At 39.7% G+C, this 18555-nt stretch carries 18 protein-coding genes and 2 pseudogenes; 7 read left to right on the top strand and 13 right to left on the bottom strand.

Annotated elements, in window-relative coordinates; all coding sequences use genetic code 11:
• The first annotated feature begins 62 nt into the window (after positions 1–62).
• The gene (locus L655_RS0112575; RefSeq protein ID WP_008466968.1) at positions 63–1199 is read left to right on the top strand and encodes an ISAs1 family transposase; all 1137 of its coding nucleotides are present in this window, start codon (positions 63–65) and stop codon (positions 1197–1199) included.
• A gap of 7 nt (positions 1200–1206) precedes the next feature.
• Positions 1207–2568, top strand: a pseudogene (locus L655_RS0112570) (bifunctional diguanylate cyclase/phosphodiesterase); the annotation flags it as partial.
• Between the two features lie 62 nt (positions 2569–2630).
• Here the strand turns inward: L655_RS0112570 and L655_RS0112565 are convergent.
• The 7 genes from L655_RS0112565 to L655_RS0112535 form a co-directional block, all read right to left on the bottom strand.
• On the bottom strand, positions 2631–3335 hold the full coding sequence (locus tag L655_RS0112565) for a TorF family putative porin (protein WP_024604515.1): 705 nt from the start codon (positions 3333–3335) through the stop codon (positions 2631–2633).
• A gap of 9 nt (positions 3336–3344) precedes the next feature.
• A complete protein-coding gene (locus L655_RS0112560) occupies positions 3345–4562 on the bottom strand; it encodes a BCCT family transporter (protein ID WP_024604516.1) in 1218 nt (405 codons plus the stop codon).
• Positions 4563–4720: 158 nt separating this feature from the next.
• Entirely contained in the window at positions 4721–6388 is a 1668-nt protein-coding gene (betA, locus tag L655_RS0112555; RefSeq protein ID WP_024604517.1) for a choline dehydrogenase, read from the bottom strand.
• 11 nt (positions 6389–6399) lie between these two features.
• On the bottom strand, positions 6400–7863 hold the full coding sequence (gene betB, locus L655_RS0112550; protein ID WP_024604518.1) for a betaine-aldehyde dehydrogenase: 1464 nt from the start codon (positions 7861–7863) through the stop codon (positions 6400–6402).
• Position 7864: 1 nt separating this feature from the next.
• Positions 7865–8440 carry a transcriptional regulator BetI gene (betI, locus tag L655_RS0112545; protein WP_024603276.1) on the bottom strand — a complete coding sequence of 192 codons (576 nt, stop codon included), beginning with the start codon at positions 8438–8440 and terminating at the stop codon, positions 7865–7867.
• 409 nt (positions 8441–8849) lie between these two features.
• Positions 8850–9155 carry a hypothetical protein gene (locus tag L655_RS0112540; RefSeq protein WP_024604519.1) on the bottom strand — a complete coding sequence of 102 codons (306 nt, stop codon included), beginning with the start codon at positions 9153–9155 and terminating at the stop codon, positions 8850–8852.
• Complete coding sequence (locus tag L655_RS0112535) at positions 9155–9412, bottom strand: DUF3081 domain-containing protein (RefSeq protein ID WP_008169639.1); 258 nt, start codon at positions 9410–9412, stop codon at positions 9155–9157. Before L655_RS0112535 ends, L655_RS0112540 begins: the two co-directional genes overlap by 1 nt.
• Before the next feature lie 146 nt (positions 9413–9558).
• Between L655_RS0112535 and L655_RS01000000125565 the strand changes: the two are divergent.
• A pseudogene (locus L655_RS01000000125565) lies at positions 9559–10826 on the top strand (flavohemoglobin expression-modulating QEGLA motif protein).
• 70 nt (positions 10827–10896) lie between these two features.
• On the opposite strand, the gene L655_RS0112525 reads toward L655_RS01000000125565, so the two are convergent.
• From L655_RS0112525 to L655_RS0112510, 4 genes are read right to left on the bottom strand one after another with little or no spacing between them, the layout of a single operon-like run.
• Entirely contained in the window at positions 10897–11700 is an 804-nt protein-coding gene (locus L655_RS0112525; RefSeq protein WP_024598144.1) for a DUF1338 domain-containing protein, read from the bottom strand.
• A gap of 35 nt (positions 11701–11735) precedes the next feature.
• Positions 11736–13202, bottom strand: coding sequence for a succinylglutamate-semialdehyde dehydrogenase (gene astD, locus L655_RS0112520; protein WP_024604520.1), 1467 nt, complete (start codon positions 13200–13202; stop codon positions 11736–11738).
• 7 nt (positions 13203–13209) lie between these two features.
• Positions 13210–14244 carry an arginine N-succinyltransferase gene (gene astA, locus L655_RS0112515; protein ID WP_024598142.1) on the bottom strand — a complete coding sequence of 345 codons (1035 nt, stop codon included), beginning with the start codon at positions 14242–14244 and terminating at the stop codon, positions 13210–13212.
• 50 nt (positions 14245–14294) lie between these two features.
• Positions 14295–15500 (bottom strand): aspartate aminotransferase family protein, encoded by a 1206-nt coding sequence (locus tag L655_RS0112510; protein ID WP_024604521.1) that lies wholly within the window; start codon positions 15498–15500, stop codon positions 14295–14297.
• Positions 15501–15694: 194 nt separating this feature from the next.
• Between L655_RS0112510 and L655_RS0112505 the strand changes: the two genes are divergently transcribed.
• The gene (locus L655_RS0112505; protein WP_002958609.1) at positions 15695–16123 is read left to right on the top strand and encodes an Lrp/AsnC family transcriptional regulator; all 429 of its coding nucleotides are present in this window, start codon (positions 15695–15697) and stop codon (positions 16121–16123) included.
• A gap of 229 nt (positions 16124–16352) precedes the next feature.
• On the opposite strand, the gene L655_RS01000000125560 is transcribed toward L655_RS0112505, so the two are convergent.
• Complete coding sequence (locus tag L655_RS01000000125560; RefSeq protein WP_342626699.1) at positions 16353–16859, bottom strand: transposase; 507 nt, start codon at positions 16857–16859, stop codon at positions 16353–16355.
• A 114-nt stretch (positions 16860–16973) separates the two neighbouring features.
• Entirely contained in the window at positions 16974–17078 is a 105-nt protein-coding gene (locus tag L655_RS1000000128520; protein WP_342626700.1) for a transposase, read from the bottom strand.
• Between the two features lie 104 nt (positions 17079–17182).
• On the opposite strand from L655_RS1000000128520, the gene L655_RS0112495 reads away from it, so the two are divergent.
• The 3 genes from L655_RS0112495 to L655_RS0112485 form a co-directional block, all read left to right on the top strand.
• Positions 17183–17524 carry a hypothetical protein gene (locus L655_RS0112495; RefSeq protein WP_024591408.1) on the top strand — a complete coding sequence of 114 codons (342 nt, stop codon included), beginning with the start codon at positions 17183–17185 and terminating at the stop codon, positions 17522–17524.
• Positions 17525–17526: 2 nt separating this feature from the next.
• Positions 17527–17871, top strand: coding sequence for an IS66 family insertion sequence element accessory protein TnpB (tnpB, locus tag L655_RS0112490; RefSeq protein WP_158001052.1), 345 nt, complete (start codon positions 17527–17529; stop codon positions 17869–17871).
• 80 nt (positions 17872–17951) lie between these two features.
• Positions 17952–18555: IS66 family transposase zinc-finger binding domain-containing protein (locus L655_RS0112485; protein WP_024604010.1), on the top strand; the 604-nt coding region annotated here is incomplete at its 3' end.

Below are 18555 nucleotides of genomic sequence, written 5' to 3'. Positions count from 1 at the left end.
ATTGAACTTATAGAGCAAGTAGTGATCAGATCAAGGCATAATAATTACTTGGTCGCATAAATATGAGCACTACTTTTCTGAAACATTTTAATTCAATTACAGATCCTCGCATTGAACGTTGTAAAAAGCATGAACTTATCGATATTCTTCTCCTTGCTATTAGCGCTGTGCTCTCTGGTGCAGAAGGATGGGAAGATATTGAAGACTTTGGGCACCTAAAACTTGATTGGTTAAAAAAATACGGTACGTTCAACGCAGGAATTCCAAAACATGACACGATTGCTCGCGTCATGTGTCGGTTAAAAGCAAATGAAATAGAAAGGGCATTTCAATCTTGGATATCATCACTGATTGAAACTACAGGTGCAGATATCATCGCTATCGATGGCAAAACCGCACGGCGTTCATTTACCACAAAAGACAGAAAAAGTGCCTTACACACGGTCAGTGCATGGAGTTGCCAACACCAGTTAGTGCTTGGGCAGACGGCTGTTGATAATAAAACAAATGAAATCACCGCAATACCAGAATTACTCACCCTGCTCGATATTGAAAACAGTATCATTACGTTAGATGCGATGGGATGCCAACAAGAAATAGCAAAACAAATCATCCAACAAAAAGCAGATTATATTCTTGCACTTAAAGGTAATCATTCAGGCATGCAAAAGGAACTAGAAGCGTGGTGGCACAAGTGCGAGCGTGAAAGGTTAACTAAGCATAATTGTGATGAACATACCGAAATAAGCTCAGGACATGGGCGTGTTGAAACACGTACATGCCAGCAGTTACTTATAGATAAAAGCTGGCTAGGCAAGGATTATCGTTGGCCTGGCTTAACGAGTATTATTAAGGTCAGGGCTGAAGTTCATGATAAGTCGGCAGGGTCGGATACCACTGAAACACGCTGGTATATAAGTTCATTAGACTTAAATGCAGCGCAAGCACTCAATGCAGTACGCAGTCACTGGCAGGTTGAAAGCATGCATTGGATGCTTGATATGAACTTCAGAGAAGATGAATCGAGAATACGCAAACTTCAAGGGCCATTAATGTTTAATGTAATGCGAAAGATAGCCATGGCGCTTTTTAAACAAGATGCATCTAAGTCAGCAAGTATGGCGAGGAAAAAGAAAATGGCAGGGCTAGACGATGATTACCGCTCAACCCTGCTAGAGTCTGGGATTAAAATGCGCTAGCCGTGGCCAAGACAAACTGACGCTGTTAATTGACCGCCATGCTTATATTGAACATATCGACAGACAAATTAATCATGCTAACCAAGAAGATCTCAAATGCGCACTCCTGTTTATCGACCTTGATGGCTTTAAACAAGTAAACGACTCATTTGGTCATAGTTTTGGTGATGAAATATTAGTTCAAGTTGCTACTCGCCTTGCCAATGTTCTACGCCACCATAAATTAAGTAATATAAATAGTGCTAACCAATTAGAACAAAACTTATCGAGGTTGGGAGGAGATGAATTTTCCATTTTTATAGAGTTACTTGATGATAGCGACAGAGTTGTTGAAATTGCTAAACACGTGCTTAGTGAGCTTGAAAAAGACTTTGTGCTAGGTAACAAAATAGTAAAAATTAGTGCCAGCATTGGTATTGCGGCTTATCCAGAAAGTGCATCAACGCCGCAGGCTCTTTTGCAATTAGCTGACGTGGCTATGTATAGGGCTAAAAGCGATGGTAAGGGGATATTTAAAGTTTACTCACCAGAAATGGGTAACAAAATGCGCCGTTACCATTATTTACTCGAAGAGCTACGCATAGCAGTCGCTTGTAAAGATTTGTACTTATCTTTTCAGCCAATTGTGCATGTTGAAGATTGTATGATTGATTACTTCGAAGCGCTTACACGCTGGGACCACCCAGTTGAGGGTATGATCCCCCCTTCAGAGTTTATACCAATAGCAGAGGAGTCTAATTTAATATTAGAGCTTGGCGATTGGATTATGCTTGAATCGTGTCGGCAAATGGCTGCTTGGCACAATGCAGGTATGCGCAAAGTAAAAATATCTGTTAACGTTTCGGGCATTCAACTAAAGCATCGTGATGTTTATGATTGGGTAATGAAAAAACTTAAAAAAACCGGCTTACCCGCTACGTCCTTAATGCTGGAAATTACCGAATCAACTTTCATTAAAGCCAGTCCAAGAATTATTAAAGAGCTAAGTAGGCTAAGAGAAGAGGGTATCACTATTGCTATTGATGACTTTGGTACAGGTTTTAGTTCTTTAAGTACATTAGCGGATTTACCAATAGATGTTATTAAAATTGATCGCTCGTTTATAGCACAAGCCAATAAAAGCCAAAAATATAACGATATATTAAATACAATTAGTGATCTTGGGAAAAAGCTAGGTCTTAAAATTGTTGCAGAAGGCGTTGAAGAAATAGGGCAGTTTGAACTCGTTAAAAAAATGGGTGTGAGCTCTGTTCAGGGATATTTAGTTAGCCGCCCTGAGTCATCGGTTAATGTAGGTAATAAAGTATTACGCAATAACACCAGTAACCTTTCAGCATCGGGTACAAGTGCTTGGGATATTGTTAGTTAGTTACACATAAAAATGCCACTCGAAATAGAGTGGCATTCTTTGTGCAATCAGTAATTATTGTATTAAAAATCAAATGTGCGTGAAATAGCAAGTACAATACGCTCATCAGACGCATCATTATCTAAGCTTGTGTTTTCAGCGGCCACTTCAATACCAAAACCTTCGTAGCTTGTTTGGTATGCTAAGCGGTAGTGGTGGTATGATTTATCACCCTTGTTCTCATCCCACTCAAACTTATCACCATCAAGTGAGTTTGAAATATCAAAGCTGGCACGTAGTGCATGGTTTGGAGCCAGCTCATACGTGTGAGCAATCATCGAAATAACATGCCCTGTATCGTAACCAAAGTAGTCCCAGCTGTACCAAAAGTTAAGTTCAGTTTGGCCGTACTCACTTGCATAACCAAACTTAGTGTAAGCCTCAGCGTAGTTACCATCGCTGTTATTACCTTGATAAGTGTAATAAGCAATACCGTAATCAACACTAAATTGCTCATCAAGTTGTACATACTTACCAATGTAAGCATCAAGTTCAAAATCGGTATCGTCACCAAAATCTACATTTGAAGCCCATGCACCTGCATATACACCGCTTTCAAAGGCATAGTCTAAGCTACCTTGAATTGCAGGGTTGCTATCTGTTTGGCTTACACCATTAAAAGTGTAGTCAGACGCTGCAGTGATTGTTGTTGACCAATCAGCTGCTGCAGTGGTTGATAAAAGTGCTAATGGTAGTGCTACTACAAGTTGTTTTAGTTTGTTATTCATTATTAATCCCTAGTGTACTGTGTCTATTTTTGTGTAATCAATTTCGTTTGCTTTTGGTGAGCTGTCTATGTTTGTAACTGTTTTAAACTTGCTGTATCCGATAAAACCAGCACAGATAAAGAACAATCCAATAACTAATGCGCCTACCCACTGAATTTGTAAAAATTCTAATTTAAACAATAGTGTAAGTAGTGATAGAGCAACAATGTTTCCGACTATGTATTTCATTTTACCAAAACGCTTTACAGTAAAGTTTAGGTTATCTGTATATAAACGCACTAACGAATCGAGTGAGTTAATTACAAATACAATACCTACAAATACCATTGCAAAGTTTTTAATGCCTTGTGTTGGAATGCCCGCTTCATGGTAGTGATAAAGTACGCTAAACCAAATCGCAATCGGAATTGATGGAAATATTAACATTGCACCTAATACTTGGTATGTTTTAAGTCCACCAACAAAGCGTGATGTAAATTGACCAATCATTATGCTCCACGCAAACCACCAGAATAAGTAGAACTCATGGTAATCATTAAGCGGTAAAACAAATTCATTAATGTTTGCAAAGTAAGTACCAATAGAGCCTAAGTTATCTGTAAATGCTGACATTTGACTATCACCAATCACAAATGCGCCAGCCCACATAAAGGCGATTAAAGCTAAAAATAACCACGTAGTAGAAATACTTAAAATACGTACATATTTAATATCAGTACTTGAGTACACAGCAAAACAGATAGCCGCAAACACAATTAAGTAAAATTCAGAAACTATACTTGTTCCATCACCTAGTCCGGGTAAATACCACGGTAGGTTTGTAAGCAGCAAATAAGCGGTAAATGCACATGTACCAATAATTACAACGTTATTGATAAATTTAACCCAAGGAATTTCGAAAAATTTCACTTTAGGTTCTATTACACAGAAATAAAAGCACGTAAGAAAGTAAAATCCCCAGATCAAAAATCCCCAGTAGCCAAACTCAATAGCCAGTGGATTTGCAAACGCGTATTCTGGGCTTGCTTTTATGTCTGCATAACCTGCAAACTCAGTTAAAGGAAACATGATAAGGCCAACATCTAGGCCAGAAGTAAATAGTATTGCTATAAACGTAAAGGTTCGAACTGGTGTTACACCTACTACGCGAACATTACCCCATTTAATTAAAATAGTGATAATGGCAAGTAAGGTAAAAATGATCCCTGCATTAAGCCAAATAGTCATTGTTACCCTCCAGTAATGAATAAAAATAATTCATAAGCACTCCGTATTTTATTGTTTTATTCTCGCATTAACACAACGTAACCTATTTACATCGTGTGCCACTGCAAGGCACGCATTGGCTTAGCCCGACGAGACTAAACCTAAGCATGTGGCTAAAGTTAGATCTCCGTACTACGTTGTGTTTCTTGCCAGTTTGTTGTTATGGCAACATTCACATCCGATTTCTGTAATGGGTCTTTACCTAAAATTATGTCAGCTGCTTTTTCGGCAACCATAATAGTAGGTGCATTTAAGTTTCCATTAGGAACTGTTGGGAATATAGATGAGTCAACAACACGTAGTCCTTCAATACCATGTACTTGCGTATTTGAATTAACAACGGCCATATCATCTTCACCCATTTTGCATGAGCAAGAAGGGTGGTAGGCACTTTCTACGGCTTGGCGTACAAAGGCATCTATTTCTTCATCTGTTTGAATATGTTTACCAGGTTGAATTTCTTCATCGCGATATTCATCAAAGGCACTTTGTTCGATTATGTCGCGTGTTAAGCGAACGCACGCTCTAAAGCCTTCAATATCGTCTTGATGCTCAAGGTAATTAAATAAAATTGTTGGTGGTTGCTCAGGATTTGCAGAAGCAATAGTCACACTACCACGGCTTTTTGGTTTGTTATGACCAACATGTACCTGAAAACCATGACCTGCAAATGCACTTCTACCATCGTAACGCATAGCCGCTGGTAAAAAGTGATACTGAATATCTGGCCATTCAACACCTGGTTTTGAGCGAATAAACGCGCACGATTCAAAATGATTCGTTGCACCTAAACCCGAACGCGTTAATAACCAGCGCGCGCCAATCAAACCTTTTGAAACAATGCCTAGCTTGCCGTTAAGCGTGATAGGTTGCTTACACTTGTATTGAAAGTAAAACTCAAGATGATCTTGTAAGTTTTGACCAACACCAGGTAGATGATGTTGTACTTCAACGCCTGCTTTTTCAAGCGCTTGTGTGTCACCAATACCAGAGAGTTGTAAAATATGTGGAGAGCCGATTGGGCCTGCACTTAATACAACGTCTTTTTCAGCATGTGCAGTTTTAACGTCGCCATTTACTTTGTATTCGATGCCAGTAGCTTTCTTGCCATCTAAAATCACGCGTTGTGCTAGTGCACCTGTAATAATCGTTAAATTACTACGCGATTTAACAGGGTCTAAATACTCACGAGAAGCAGAGCTGCGCACGCCGTCTTTTACGGTCATGTGCATTGGGCCAAAACCCTCTTGCTGCGACGCATTATAATCATCTGTAGAAGCGTAACCGGCTTGTACACCTGCTTTGATAAAGGTGCGGTAAAGCGGGTTTTTCATTTCGTTGCCGTTATTAACGCCAAGCGGGCCTTTGCCACCACGGTAAGTATTTTCACCAAGGTAAAAGCTTTCTGCCTTTTGAAAATACGGTAAACACGATTGGTAATCCCAGCCGTTTGCACCGTGTTGCTGCCATTCGTCAAAATCTTTAGCGTGGCCACGCACATACACCATGCCATTAATAGATGACGAGCCGCCTAATACTTTGCCTCGTGGGCAATGCATTTCACGGTTATCTAAATGAGGCTCAGGCTGCGTATGAAACTGCCATGCGTATTTGTCACTATTCATAGGAATAGATAACGCGGTTGGCATTTTTATAAAGATACTTTTATCGCTACCGCCAGTTTCAAGTAGTAACACGCGGTTACTTGAATCTTCAGATAAACGATTGGCTAAAACACAACCCGCCGAACCCGCGCCAACAATAATATAGTCGTAATGATTACTCATAGTAGGGCGCCTTAAAATGGGCTTTCTATGTCGGCCATACCAACATAAATAGACTTAGTTTGCGTGTATTGATCAAGCGTTTGTATACCATTTTCACGGCCAATACCCGATTGCTTATAACCGCCAACTGGCATTTCAGCCGGTGAGTTACCGTATGCATTAATCCAACAAATACCGGCTTGTAACTTATGAATTACGCGGTGAGCACGTTTAATATCACTCGTAAATACGCCAGCAGCTAAGCCTAGGTGTGTACCGTTAGCGCGTGCAATCACATCGTCTTCGTCGTCAAAAACAAGCACGCTCATTACTGGGCCAAATATTTCTTCTTTAACGATAGTCATGTCGTCATTACAATCAATAAACACAGTCGGTGCTACAAAATAGCCATTAGGTGCAGATTCTGGTGAAAGCGTTGTACCACCAGTTAAAAGCGTTGCACCTTCTTCTATGCCTTTATTAACGTAGCTCATTACTAGTTCTTGATGCTTTTTAGAAATAAGTGCGCCAAAGTTTGTATTTAAATCTTGTGGGTCGCCAGCAATAATGTTTTTCTCAGTGCGCGCTTTAAGCTCATCAATAAATTGCTGATATACATTTTTATGAACGTAAATACGTGTACAGTTAGTACAAATTTCGCCTTGCGTATAAAAATTACCTAACATGGCCGCGCTAACTGCTTGCTCAATGTTGGCGTCATCGAATACTAATAGTGGAGATTTCCCACCAAGTTCCATCGTGACATCTTTTAAAGTACCGGCAGCACTTGCTACTACTTTTTTACCTGTGCCTACTTCACCCGTGAACGATACTTTGTCAATCTCGCTATGCTGCGTTAGCCACTGGCCTACATCGCCCGCGCCTTGAACCACATTAAACACACCTGCAGGTACGCCAGCTTCAACAAATACTTCTGCAAGTTTAAGAGCGCCCAGTGGTGTTTCTTCTGATGGTTTGAATATAAATGCATTACCAGCAGCAAGGGCAGGGCCCGACTTCCAACATGCAATTTGTAGTGGGTAGTTCCATGCACCAATACCCGCACAAATACCTAATGGTTCTTTGCGTGTGTAGTAAAAGTCATCACCAACCATTTGTTGTTGGCCTACTTGTGCTGGCGCAAGACCTGCAAAGTATTCAATTACATCAGCGCCAGTTTCAATATCAACACAATTTGCTTCTTGCATTGGTTTACCGGTGTCGAGTACTTCTACAAGTGCTAGTTCATCGTTGCGCTCGCGTAAAATAGCCACTGCTTTTAATAAAATGCGGCTACGTTCAATGGGTGTCATTGCTGACCACTGAGCAAAACCTTGCTTTGCACTCTCAATGGCTGCGTTTTGAATAAATTCGTCGGCAATTTCTACTGCGTAAATAACCTCGCCCGTTGCTGGGTTTGTTACATCAAATGTTTTGCCGTTCTGGTTTGCAAGAAAATGGCCGTTAATAAAATTTTGATAGACAGGTGTAGTCACGCTAGGCTCCATATTGCTTGATAAGTGAAAGTACATAGCTTTTTGCTAACTTTTCACAGTGTTTAAACTGATTATTGTCTGATTTACTCAGTACTGCTCTTAACCATAGGCCATCGATCATTGCGGCGCTAAGTTCTGCAGCTTGATTTGCTTGCTCAATAGGCATTAACTGTTTAAAAGAAAATGCTAAATTACTTTGCAAGCGTTTACTGTTTACATTTTGTAGTCGGTGTAATTCTTCATCATGCATCGATTGCGCCCAAAAACTTAACCACGTTCGGGTGGTATCATTACGCTGTTGTACAAGCGCAAAGTTGGCTTCGATAATAAACATTAAACGTTCAGTCGCATTTGTTTGATGATTTACCTTGCCTATCAAGTCTTGTTTTAAGCTTGTTAGTAAGTATCGAACAGTGGCTTCAATCAGCCCCTGCTTACCACCAAAATAATGACTAATAATACCCGACGATAAACCTGCATTTTTACTAATGCTGTTTATAGTCGTTCCTTGTAATCCATTCGTCGCAACAGATTCTATAGTTGCGTCAATTAACTGCTGACGCCTGACAGGTTCCATTCCAACTTTAGGCATAATTTTTATTAATTGAACGTTCAATAAAGATAAGCTTAAGGTAATAGCTCTAACAATTCAAGGTTGAGGTAAATATCTAGATGCCAAAATGTAGATTAATCATTAATAAAAGTGCAACTAATGCGATAAAGAAGATAAAATTTTATTTTATTTAATTTCTTATAAAACATGGTGTTGCAAGGTTTTTTTTGAGATTAAATAATAGTAATGATTTGTTTACAGCAATAAATGAATAAAATGTGTAAAAATCGTTAGTGCAGTAATAGTTAGAGCACTAATAGTATTATTTTAATGCAAAAGCGCACTAAACCTGTAATTGCTTAGTGCTCTAATAAATTTATATAGAGAGTAAACTTTATGGTTTTATCGTTTTAAAGCGCTTGGTTTTGAAAGGTCAGGTATTATTAATAACACCTTTAAAAAGGAGAGGGTAACGTCTTAGTCTATTGCCAATATAGTCATCAGCTAAAATTTGCTGGCAAATGAAATCAATATCTTTGCTTGCTTCAAAAACCCAATCAAAGCGCTCTATAGCCAGTAAAAAACCACGCTTTAAATGAGTTTGAGCACGGTACTGTTCTAAATTGTCTTGAATAATAGAGACTTTGCTTGGATCAGATCTAAGCTCTTCTACTACTTGGTTTATAAAAGTAGTATTGAGCTTACTGGTAGGGCGGTGTCTGAGTTTTCGTGGGTGCATTAGCTCTCGTTTGCAATGTTATATAATTTTTTCAAAAAGTCGTCTTTATGCTTTTCATGTTCATAGTCAAGGTGGTAAGTATTATGAAAACCAAAGCGCAGCTCCACGCCGCTACCTTGTAGGTATACTGTGTAACCATCTACGTCTGAATAAGCAGTAACGCCTTGATAATGCTTACCTTCATCAGTCATTTCACCTTTTTGAATTATACGTTCATACACGGCTAAAATCTGTTTATTGTCGAGTTCGTTTTTCATGTCTTATACCTTTTATTTGATAACTCATACGATACAGATATGAGGGTCGATCATCTTAAAAACAATAGCTAAAAAAGTGTGATATTGCTTTGTAATTTAGCTTTTTTAAATTATGCTCAAAACTCATTTATTGTTGAGCTTACACCATGATAGACAAGGCGTTACTACTAAAAACTCGTGAGTTATCGGATCAATTAATTGCATTGCAAACGCCTATTAGGATACTTGATGCTATTAATTGGGATAAACAAACTAAAGAAGAGTTTTTTAGACAGAAATGTCAAAAAAACCCACTTATCGATCGTGCATACTATCAACAGCGCGACCTTGGTTTTGTACCTAGCGAGTTACGCCAAGCGTTTTCTACTTTGCACCGTAACATTATTAACCAACTGGGGCAGTTAAATCCGATTGCTCAATATATGGGAAAAATGTGCACTGAGTATAAAACGGTATTAAGTATGCTTGAATATCGAGGTACGCCAGAATTTCATGACTTATCGGTGGAGTTATTTGGTCACCCTAAAGACTTATTCCATGCCGGTGAGCCCTCACTCTCTGAGCTAGCTAATATGCTAGATAAACCGCTGCAAAATTTACTAATAGCCGACATACTGCCTGACGACCCTAAAAATATTGATGCTGTTGATGCTGTACGTATTTTGTCTGAGCAAGTAAACGCTAGTATGGCAGGNTAATGCTTAGCGATGGTATTGTCAGTGATGCAGCCGCCGGTGCTAATAATATTAAGCTTAATCAAGATGTTAAATTTTCTCAGCGTGAACTTGATATATTGGAAGTTCATGAAGGGTGGATACACGTAGGTACCACTCAAAATGGTTTAGCACAGCCGTATTTAACATGTTTAAGTAAAGGCACGCCTAGCTCCACTATTACCCAAGAAGGCTTAGCGGTATTAACCGAAATTATTACATTAAAATCGACTCCGAGACGTTTATCTAAATTAGTGAATCGTATTCAAGCGGTTACAAAGGTAATAGATGGCGCTGAGTTTGTAGACATTTACCGTGACTATGTCGCGCAAGGTTTATCAAAAGATGACAGTTACACACTCGCGCAGCGTGTATTTAGAGGCAGTACGCCAACAGGTCTGCCTTTTACAAAAGACATTGCCTACATTAAAGGCTTTGTACTGGTATATAACTTAATTCGCGTAGCAATACAGCTAGGTCGAATAGATAGGCTTCCTTTATTACTCGTAGGTAAAATATCGATAGATGATTTTAGGTTAATATCGCAGCTTCATGATTTAGGTGTAATAGAGAGCCCACAATTTGTGCCACCACACTTTAAAGACTTACGTGGTTTGGCAACGTGGTTGAGCTTTGGCCGCTTTATTGGCGACTTATCGTTTGAAAAGTTAGAAAACGATTATAAACCGTTATTTTTATAATTAATCAACATAACTACCGACATAAAAAAAGCCCATAACGGGCTTTTAAAATAAAGTACTTTAGGTTTTATTATCGAGCGTTGGTGCTTTCAAATATTTTGTCAGCTGAGGCTGCAACAAAACCTGTATAAAGCTCGCCGTCTGCTTTAGGGTAACGAATAGCAAACTCATAAAAACAGCTAGGAATGCTCATATCACCGTCACTAAAGGTAACAGAGTATTCATCAGCAAGTGTTGACGATTGCTCTAGTAACACCTCTGGTGAGCCTTTGACCTCGCCGCCTGACGTGTTAAGCGAAAAGCCAGCGTCTTTCAGGGCTTGGTTAACATCATGAATGTTATCAAACTTAGCAAGCGTATTAATGTTTACGGTAAAGTGATTGGCACGGTAACCCCACGCCGACATCCACGCCGCATATTCGCTTTCAGCTAGCAGTTGTTTGTAAGTATCGGTGCTTACTTGCCAATGCGTGCCTGAATACAAAAAGTTATCAGCAGTTACTGCGCTTTCGTCAATTTGGCTTACCATGTCAGTTACGATGGCTTGTAACTCTGGCGAGCATTTTTCGACTAACAGCTCAGAGATAAACACTTTTGGCTGATTAGGGTCGCTATGCTCGTAGTGCTTTGCGTAAAGTTTTTTAGCTTCAAAGTGGTACTCACCACACTCTTTGTAACCAATCGCAAGAAAGTGAGCTGCGAGTTTTTCAAGACCCACTTTTTCAATATTAAATGTACGCAGCGCAATATGATCGTTAATGATGTCATCTTTTTGCGTTGACCCTAAAAGGTCATGAATTTTGTCTGCCGATGGAGTTACGTTTAAGTAATTTTTCCAAAGGTTATTAAATAATGTATTTACATCAGTATGCATGTTAAGTCCTTAAATTTAAAATTTGGTTTTATTACTTATTCAATTATTAAGCCCGGCGCTAGGGTTTGCGGTAAGCTCACTTTGTCTGACTCAACAGATGCTACAGGGTATGCGCAATAATCGGCGGCATAATAGGCACTGGCTCTGTGATTACCACTGGCGCCAATACCGCCAAATGGAGCTGCACTTGAGGCACCCGTAATAGGGCGGTTCCAGTTAACAATACCGGCACGGATGCGCTTTAAAAAGTGAGTGTAGTCATCTTCGTTATCAGCCAATAAACCTGCAGATAAACCAAAGCTTGTGTTATTGGCTTCAATGATTGCGCTGTCAAAGTCATCAAAGCGATACACTTTAATTAGCGGTCCAAAATGTTCTTCATCTGGCATGTCGGTAATGTTTGTTACATCAATAATGCCTGGACTTACAAAGCCTGTGCCTGATTTTAATTGCTTAAGTTCAACAAGGATTTGCGCGCCTTTTGAGACTAATTCACTTTGCGCGGCAACCATACCCAGTGCTGCTTTTTCGCTTATCATCGCACCCATAAAAGGCTGCTCTGTAGCAAAGCTGTCGTCTACAACTATATTTTTAGTTGCGCTTATTAGCTTTTCTAAAATAGCATCGCCGTTGGCTGATTTTTCAATAAATAAGCGGCGTGCACACGTACAGCGCTGACCTGAGGTAGTAAAGCCTGATTGAATAATATCGTGCACAGCAGCGCTTACATCACTCACATCTTTTACAATCAGTGGATTATTACCGCCCATTTCAAGCGCTAAAATCTTACCGGGGTGTCCAGCAAACTGTTTATGTAGTAAGTGACCTGTGTTTGAGCTACCGGTAAAAAACAAGCCATCTATATTTTTATGAGAGGCAAGTGCTTTACCTGTTTCAATTTCACCTTGCACAAGGTTAATAACACCCGCTGGTAAGCCCGCTTTTAGCCAAAGTGAGAGGGTAAATTCTGCCACGTGCGGAGTAAGCTCTGATGGCTTAAATACCACTGTGTTGCCAGCTAGAATTGCAGGAACAATATGTCCGTTTGGTAAATGCCCAGGGAAGTTATACGGGCCAAAAATAGCCACAACGCCATGCGGTTTGTGTCTAATAAACGCTTTAGCACCGGGCATTGGGTTTTCGGTTGTACCGGTACGCTCATGGTAGGCTTTTACAGATATAGCTACTTTACCTGTCATTGCGCCTACTTCGGTGCGGGTTTCCCATAATGGCTTTCCTGTTTCGCGTGCAATTATGGTCGCAAATTCTTCGCTGTGTTCTTTTAATTGTGCTGCGAAGCTTTCAAGAATGACTATACGCTCTACAAGTGGTTTGTCTGCCCATTGTAATTGCGCAGCTCTGGCTGCTTTTATAGCCGAATCTACTTGATCAGCGTTTGCGCCATTACCTTGCCATACCACATCGCCATTACTTGGATTGATTGACTCAAATACTGGGCCAAGGCCTGTATGCCACTGGTTATTAATTAGGTGTGTATTCATAAATTATTTACAGGCGGAAAAATCGCGCTGCGTCTCCTTGGCTTAAATTAAGCGCCTTAGCCACATCTTGGCTAATGACGAGAGTATGTTTTGCATGATTGTAATGTGCGTCTTTGGTAAATGTTGCTCTAAAGCCACTTACGCCTTGATTACATACAGCCAGCGTATCTGAGCTATTTTGTGATATGTGATCAAGCTCACCAATAGTAATAGGGCAAACTTGAGAGTCACGAATGCTGCGAATATTACCAAGCTTTGCTTCAACCGTTGGGCCTGCGTCAAATAAGTCAACGTAGCCTCTGTGCTCAAAACCTTCTTTTTCTAATAATTTTAGCGCAGGTTTTGTTTTTTCATGCACATGCCCAATAACAGCTTGGGCTTTTTTGCTAAGCAAGTTCACATAAATAGGGTACTTAGGCATTAACTCGCTAATAAATACTTTATCGCCTAAGCCCACTAAGTGATCCGCTTCTGGAAATTCGATACTAAAAAAGTGCTCTTGCAGCCATTGCCAAAAAGGAGAGTGGCCGTCTTCGTCGCTAACACCGCGCATTTCTGCGATAACAGTATCGGCAAAACGCTCGCTATGCTGAGCCATAAACAAAAAGCGTGAACGCGATAAAAATCGACCCGTTAGGCCTTTACGACTATTTTCGCGCAAAAATAATGTGCATATTTCAGAGCAGCCTGTGTAGTCGTTACACATGCTTAAAATATCAACGGTGTTATATACATTTAAAGTAGGTGAGTGGTGTACTGTTTTACCTAAATGATAATGATATAAAGGCACCGATAAACCTACCGCAGCTTCTATAGCGGTTGTACCAATAACGTCACCTGTTTCACTGTCTTCTAAAACAAATAAATAGCTTTCATCAAGTGGCTGGTTAATGTTTTTGGCAAAGCTTTTTTCAGCACGTTCAATTTTTTCTTTAAGCTGTGCATCGTCCACAGGCAAAGAGGTAAACCCATGGCCTGACTCAATTGCTATTTGTTTAAGCGCTTCAAAATCATTGGCAGTAATAGGACGTAATACTTGCATTTATTGCTTGCTCCAATAGCACGCCAGTAGGCGTGCTAATTTAAACTATATTAACCGTTTACTACATCGCTAACCGCTTTTTCAAAGCGCGCTAAGCCTTCTTTAATATCTTCAAACGGAATAACTAAAGACGGTGTAAAGCGAATTACATTCATGCCAGCTACAAGGTTCATTAAACCATTATTAGCACTGGCTACTAAAAAGTCGCGTGCGCGGCCTTCAAATTTGTCATTTAGTACTGCGCCAATTAATAAGCCTTTACCACGTACTTCGCTAAATACGTTGTATTTTTCATTAATTGCGTTTAATCCGTCACGGAATAATTGCTCGCGCTCTTTAACACCGTTTAGTACGTCTGGTGTATTTACTGTATCAAATGCCGCTTCGGCTACAGCACAAGCAAGTGCGTTTCCGCCATAAGTAGAACCGTGAGTACCAATTTTTAAATGCTCAGCAATAGGTGTACGAGTGATCATAGCGCCAATTGGAAAACCACCACCCAATGCTTTTGCCGTTGTTAAAATGTCAGGAACAACTCCTAAACCTTCATAAGCGTATAAATCGCCTGTGCGACCAACACCCGTTTGTACTTCATCAAAAATAAGTAACGCGTTATGTTTAGTACAAAGTTCACGTACTTTTTTAGCAAAGTCATCTGTTGGTGAAATAATACCGCCTTCACCTTGTAATGGTTCCATCATAACAGCACATGTTTTATCGCTGATCAGCGCTTCAAATGCCGCTATATCGTTAAAATCACAATGTACTATGTCAGCAGGTTTTGGACCAAAGCCATCTGAATAAGCAGCTTGCCCGCCCACAGTGACTGTGAAAAATGTTCGACCATGGAAACCTTTATTAAATGCAATAATTTGCGTTTTTTCAGCGCCATATACGTCCAGTGCATAGCGACGCGCTAGCTTAAGGGCTGCTTCGTTTGCTTCTGCGCCTGAGTTTGCAAAGTAAACTTTATCAGCGAATGTTGCTTCAACCATTTTTTGAGCTAAACGAAGTGCTGGCTCATTAGTCATAACATTCGATAAATGCCAAATTTTTTCGCCTTGCTCTTTTAATGCTTTAACTAATGCAGGATGACAGTGACCCAAACAGTTAACGGCAATACCACCGGCAAAATCAATGAACTCATTGTTATTTTGATCCCAAACGCGTGAACCTTCACCACGAACTGGAATGATTGCTGATGGATTATAGTTTGGTACCATTACGTCGTTAAATAAGTCTCTTGTTACTTGCATTTTTACACCTAAATTTAATGGGCTTAGATAAAAGATTAGTTGCTAACTCAAAGAAGAATATAGCCTTTATTCTTCAGCAAACACGTTATTATTTCTTGTAAAGGTCATTATCGAAGGTTAGCTATTAAAATTGCAGTGCTATTTTGTGAAAAATGATTAAAATAAAAGACAAAATAACGAAGAAAATAACCATTATGATAACTCCACAAGATGAAAAGCTACTTTCTGTACTAAAAACAAACGCTAGAGCGAGTATTTCTGATCTTGCTCGCATGCTTGACTTATCTCGTTCAACGGTACAAAGCCGTATGCTCAAACTAGAAGAAACGGGTGTAATTAAAGGCTATAGCGTTGATTATGGTGACGACTACCTCAGTAAAATGGTATCAGCTCATGTGTCTATAAAAGTAAGGCAAAAATTAACAACTAAAACAAATATCGAGCTTAAGCAAATTGATGCAATTTCGCAGCTTTACGCGATAAGTGGTGAGTTTGATTTAATTGCTGTAGTACAGGCTCAAAATTTAGAGCAGCTTAGCCATTTACTAGACGATATAGGAAATCTGGATGGAGTAGAGCGCACAACATCTTCTGTAATTTTAGAAACTAAATTTAAGCGTTAATCGCCATTTAAGCCCTGAGTTGTTTAATACTGTTTATATATTGGAAATGACTATAAACATTACTAAATAACGTGTAGTAAATAGTTTATAAATTCTTGATTTATTTATCTTGCGTGCTAAAATTAAAATTAGTTGGTAATTGCGTTTTTAGTAATTATATGACAAGGATTTATTTACTACTTACATGGATGTCATAGGTAGGTACTTAAGAAAAATATTAAGTACAGCCTTAAAAATTTGGCTCTACCCCATACTGAAATACTCCTGTTTTTCGATCGCGTTTGGGGTGTGCCCTAGCTGCATTTTTCCTCAGAAAGTCAAATGCTGCATTAACTGCATTTAACAATCCTTTCCTATGCTTCCTAATAATCGCTGTTAATATGCCAATCCACCAAACACCCGTTGTTTTTGCTACTGTCATTGTAGACATTTCAGTTTTGAATATCTTTTCAATACAGCCAGTTAAAAACCTTTTAAGCGTGGTTACTATTAAACTTACATAAATTAGCGCCTCTTGTAAGGTTGCGTTTGATGTTTGAAAGCCGCGTAAATTATTATAAGACTTACACTCCTTAAAAAGTAATTCAACCTGCCAGCGTAACCTATATAATTTGCCTATTTCAGTCGCTGTAAATTCATCAATAGATAAATTAGTGACTAAAAATGTATATTGTTTTTCTTTTTTTGACCAATACCCAACGACTCTTGTTAGCTTGTTTTTTATGCTAACATTCATATCAATAAGATCATTTTTAGGTAATTCGGGGAGCAATTCACATAACTTTGGGGAATGACTTCCTGTTAATTCCTGTCCATTTTGCTTAAAAGCATTATGTACTCTGACTGCTTTTCACCCCTTAGCTCTTAATACGTAAAATCCTCCTGCTTTATCTAATTCATGAATATAACTACCTGAATAATACCCTCTATCAGCAAGTAACAACTGTCCTTTCAACTCTTTAAATGTTGGAAGTTCTGTAAGCGTCTAGCGAACCACACCTAGCATCGATGTTCTGATTATCTAAAAATACCTGCTCAATGATAAATTCGGAGCAGGTGATGAAAACTTACAGAACAAGCGCACAGTGGCAGCAGCTTTTGCTGCAACGCAGTACGTTTAGTGGTACTAATATTGAATTCTGCCAACACCATAATGTCGCTATTACGACTTATTATAAACAACGTGCTTTACTGGCAAAAGACCAGCCTAATTCCACCTTGCCAGTGCACACGCAGTGCCTTACATCATCACGTTTTGTCCAGGTAAAACAAACTACTGAAGTCTGCGCGCAAACTCGTCAAAATACGCTGCAGTTTGATACGCTAACCGGCCAACTCACGTTTCCTATCGATTTAGCGACGGCCGATATCGTTGCCATTATTAAAGGGCTAACGGTATGAGGATGTTCGTTGATGTACCCACCGTCTATTTATGTGCCGATGCCGTTGATTTTCGAAAATCAATTAATGGTCTGGCGGCGTTGGTGGAAGCAGAGCTTGAACTACCCGTGCTCAGTGGTGCGCTATTTGTGTTTTGTAATAAAGGCCGTGACAAACTCAAACTGCTTTACTGGGATAACACCGGTTTTGCACTGTGGTATAAGCGATTAGATAAGCATAAGTTCAAATGGCCCAAACTCATGTCACCCACCATGACCTTAAGCGAGCAGCAATTACACTGGTTATTATCGGGTTATGATGTGATTGGACACAGTAAAATTGATGTCGCAGGTAAGAAAATGCTTTAATATTTGCGATCGATTGATGATCATCAAAGTGAGTTCAGTTAGCACTGCAAAGCCTTTGATGATGCCTTAAAATAGGCGTCATGAAAAATGAACTCGCCCTTAAACAGCGCATTGCTGAACTTGAAAAACTGTTAGCGCAGAAGGATGCCCAGATTGCGGCATTGGAAGAGCGCTGGAGCTTGGCCCAACAAAAACAATTCGGCAAAAGTGCTGAAGGCTTTGCCGGGCAAGGCGAGTTATTCAATGAAGTGGAAGAAATTGTTGAGGAAGTTGAGGCAGAGCAACAATCCATTAGCTATACCCGTAAAAAGCCGGTGCGTAAGGCACTGCCAAAAGACTTACCTCGTGAGCAGGTTATTCACGACATCATCGACAAAACCTGTGATTGCTGTGGCGGTGAGCTACATAAAATGGGTGAAGATAAGTCAGAAAAGCTTGAGTTCATACCCGCTAAAATCAAAGTGATTGAGCATATTAGGCCTAAATACGCCTGCCGTCACTGTGATAAATCCTCAACTCAGACACAGATTAAACAAGCCTCAATGCCTGCCATGCCCATCAACAAAGGCATTGCAACCAGCAGTTTGCTCAGTCAGCTTATCACCAGTAAATACCAATACGGGTTACCGCTGTATCGCCAGGAAGCGATGTTTAAGCAATACGGTATTGAACTCAGTCGACAGA

This window comes from Pseudoalteromonas sp. TAE79, from assembly GCF_000498015.1.
In the GTDB taxonomy this organism is placed as follows: domain Bacteria; phylum Pseudomonadota; class Gammaproteobacteria; order Enterobacterales; family Alteromonadaceae; genus Pseudoalteromonas.
The sequence above is the reverse complement of the archived record's forward strand: the minus strand, read 5'-3'. Positions and strand labels throughout refer to the sequence as shown.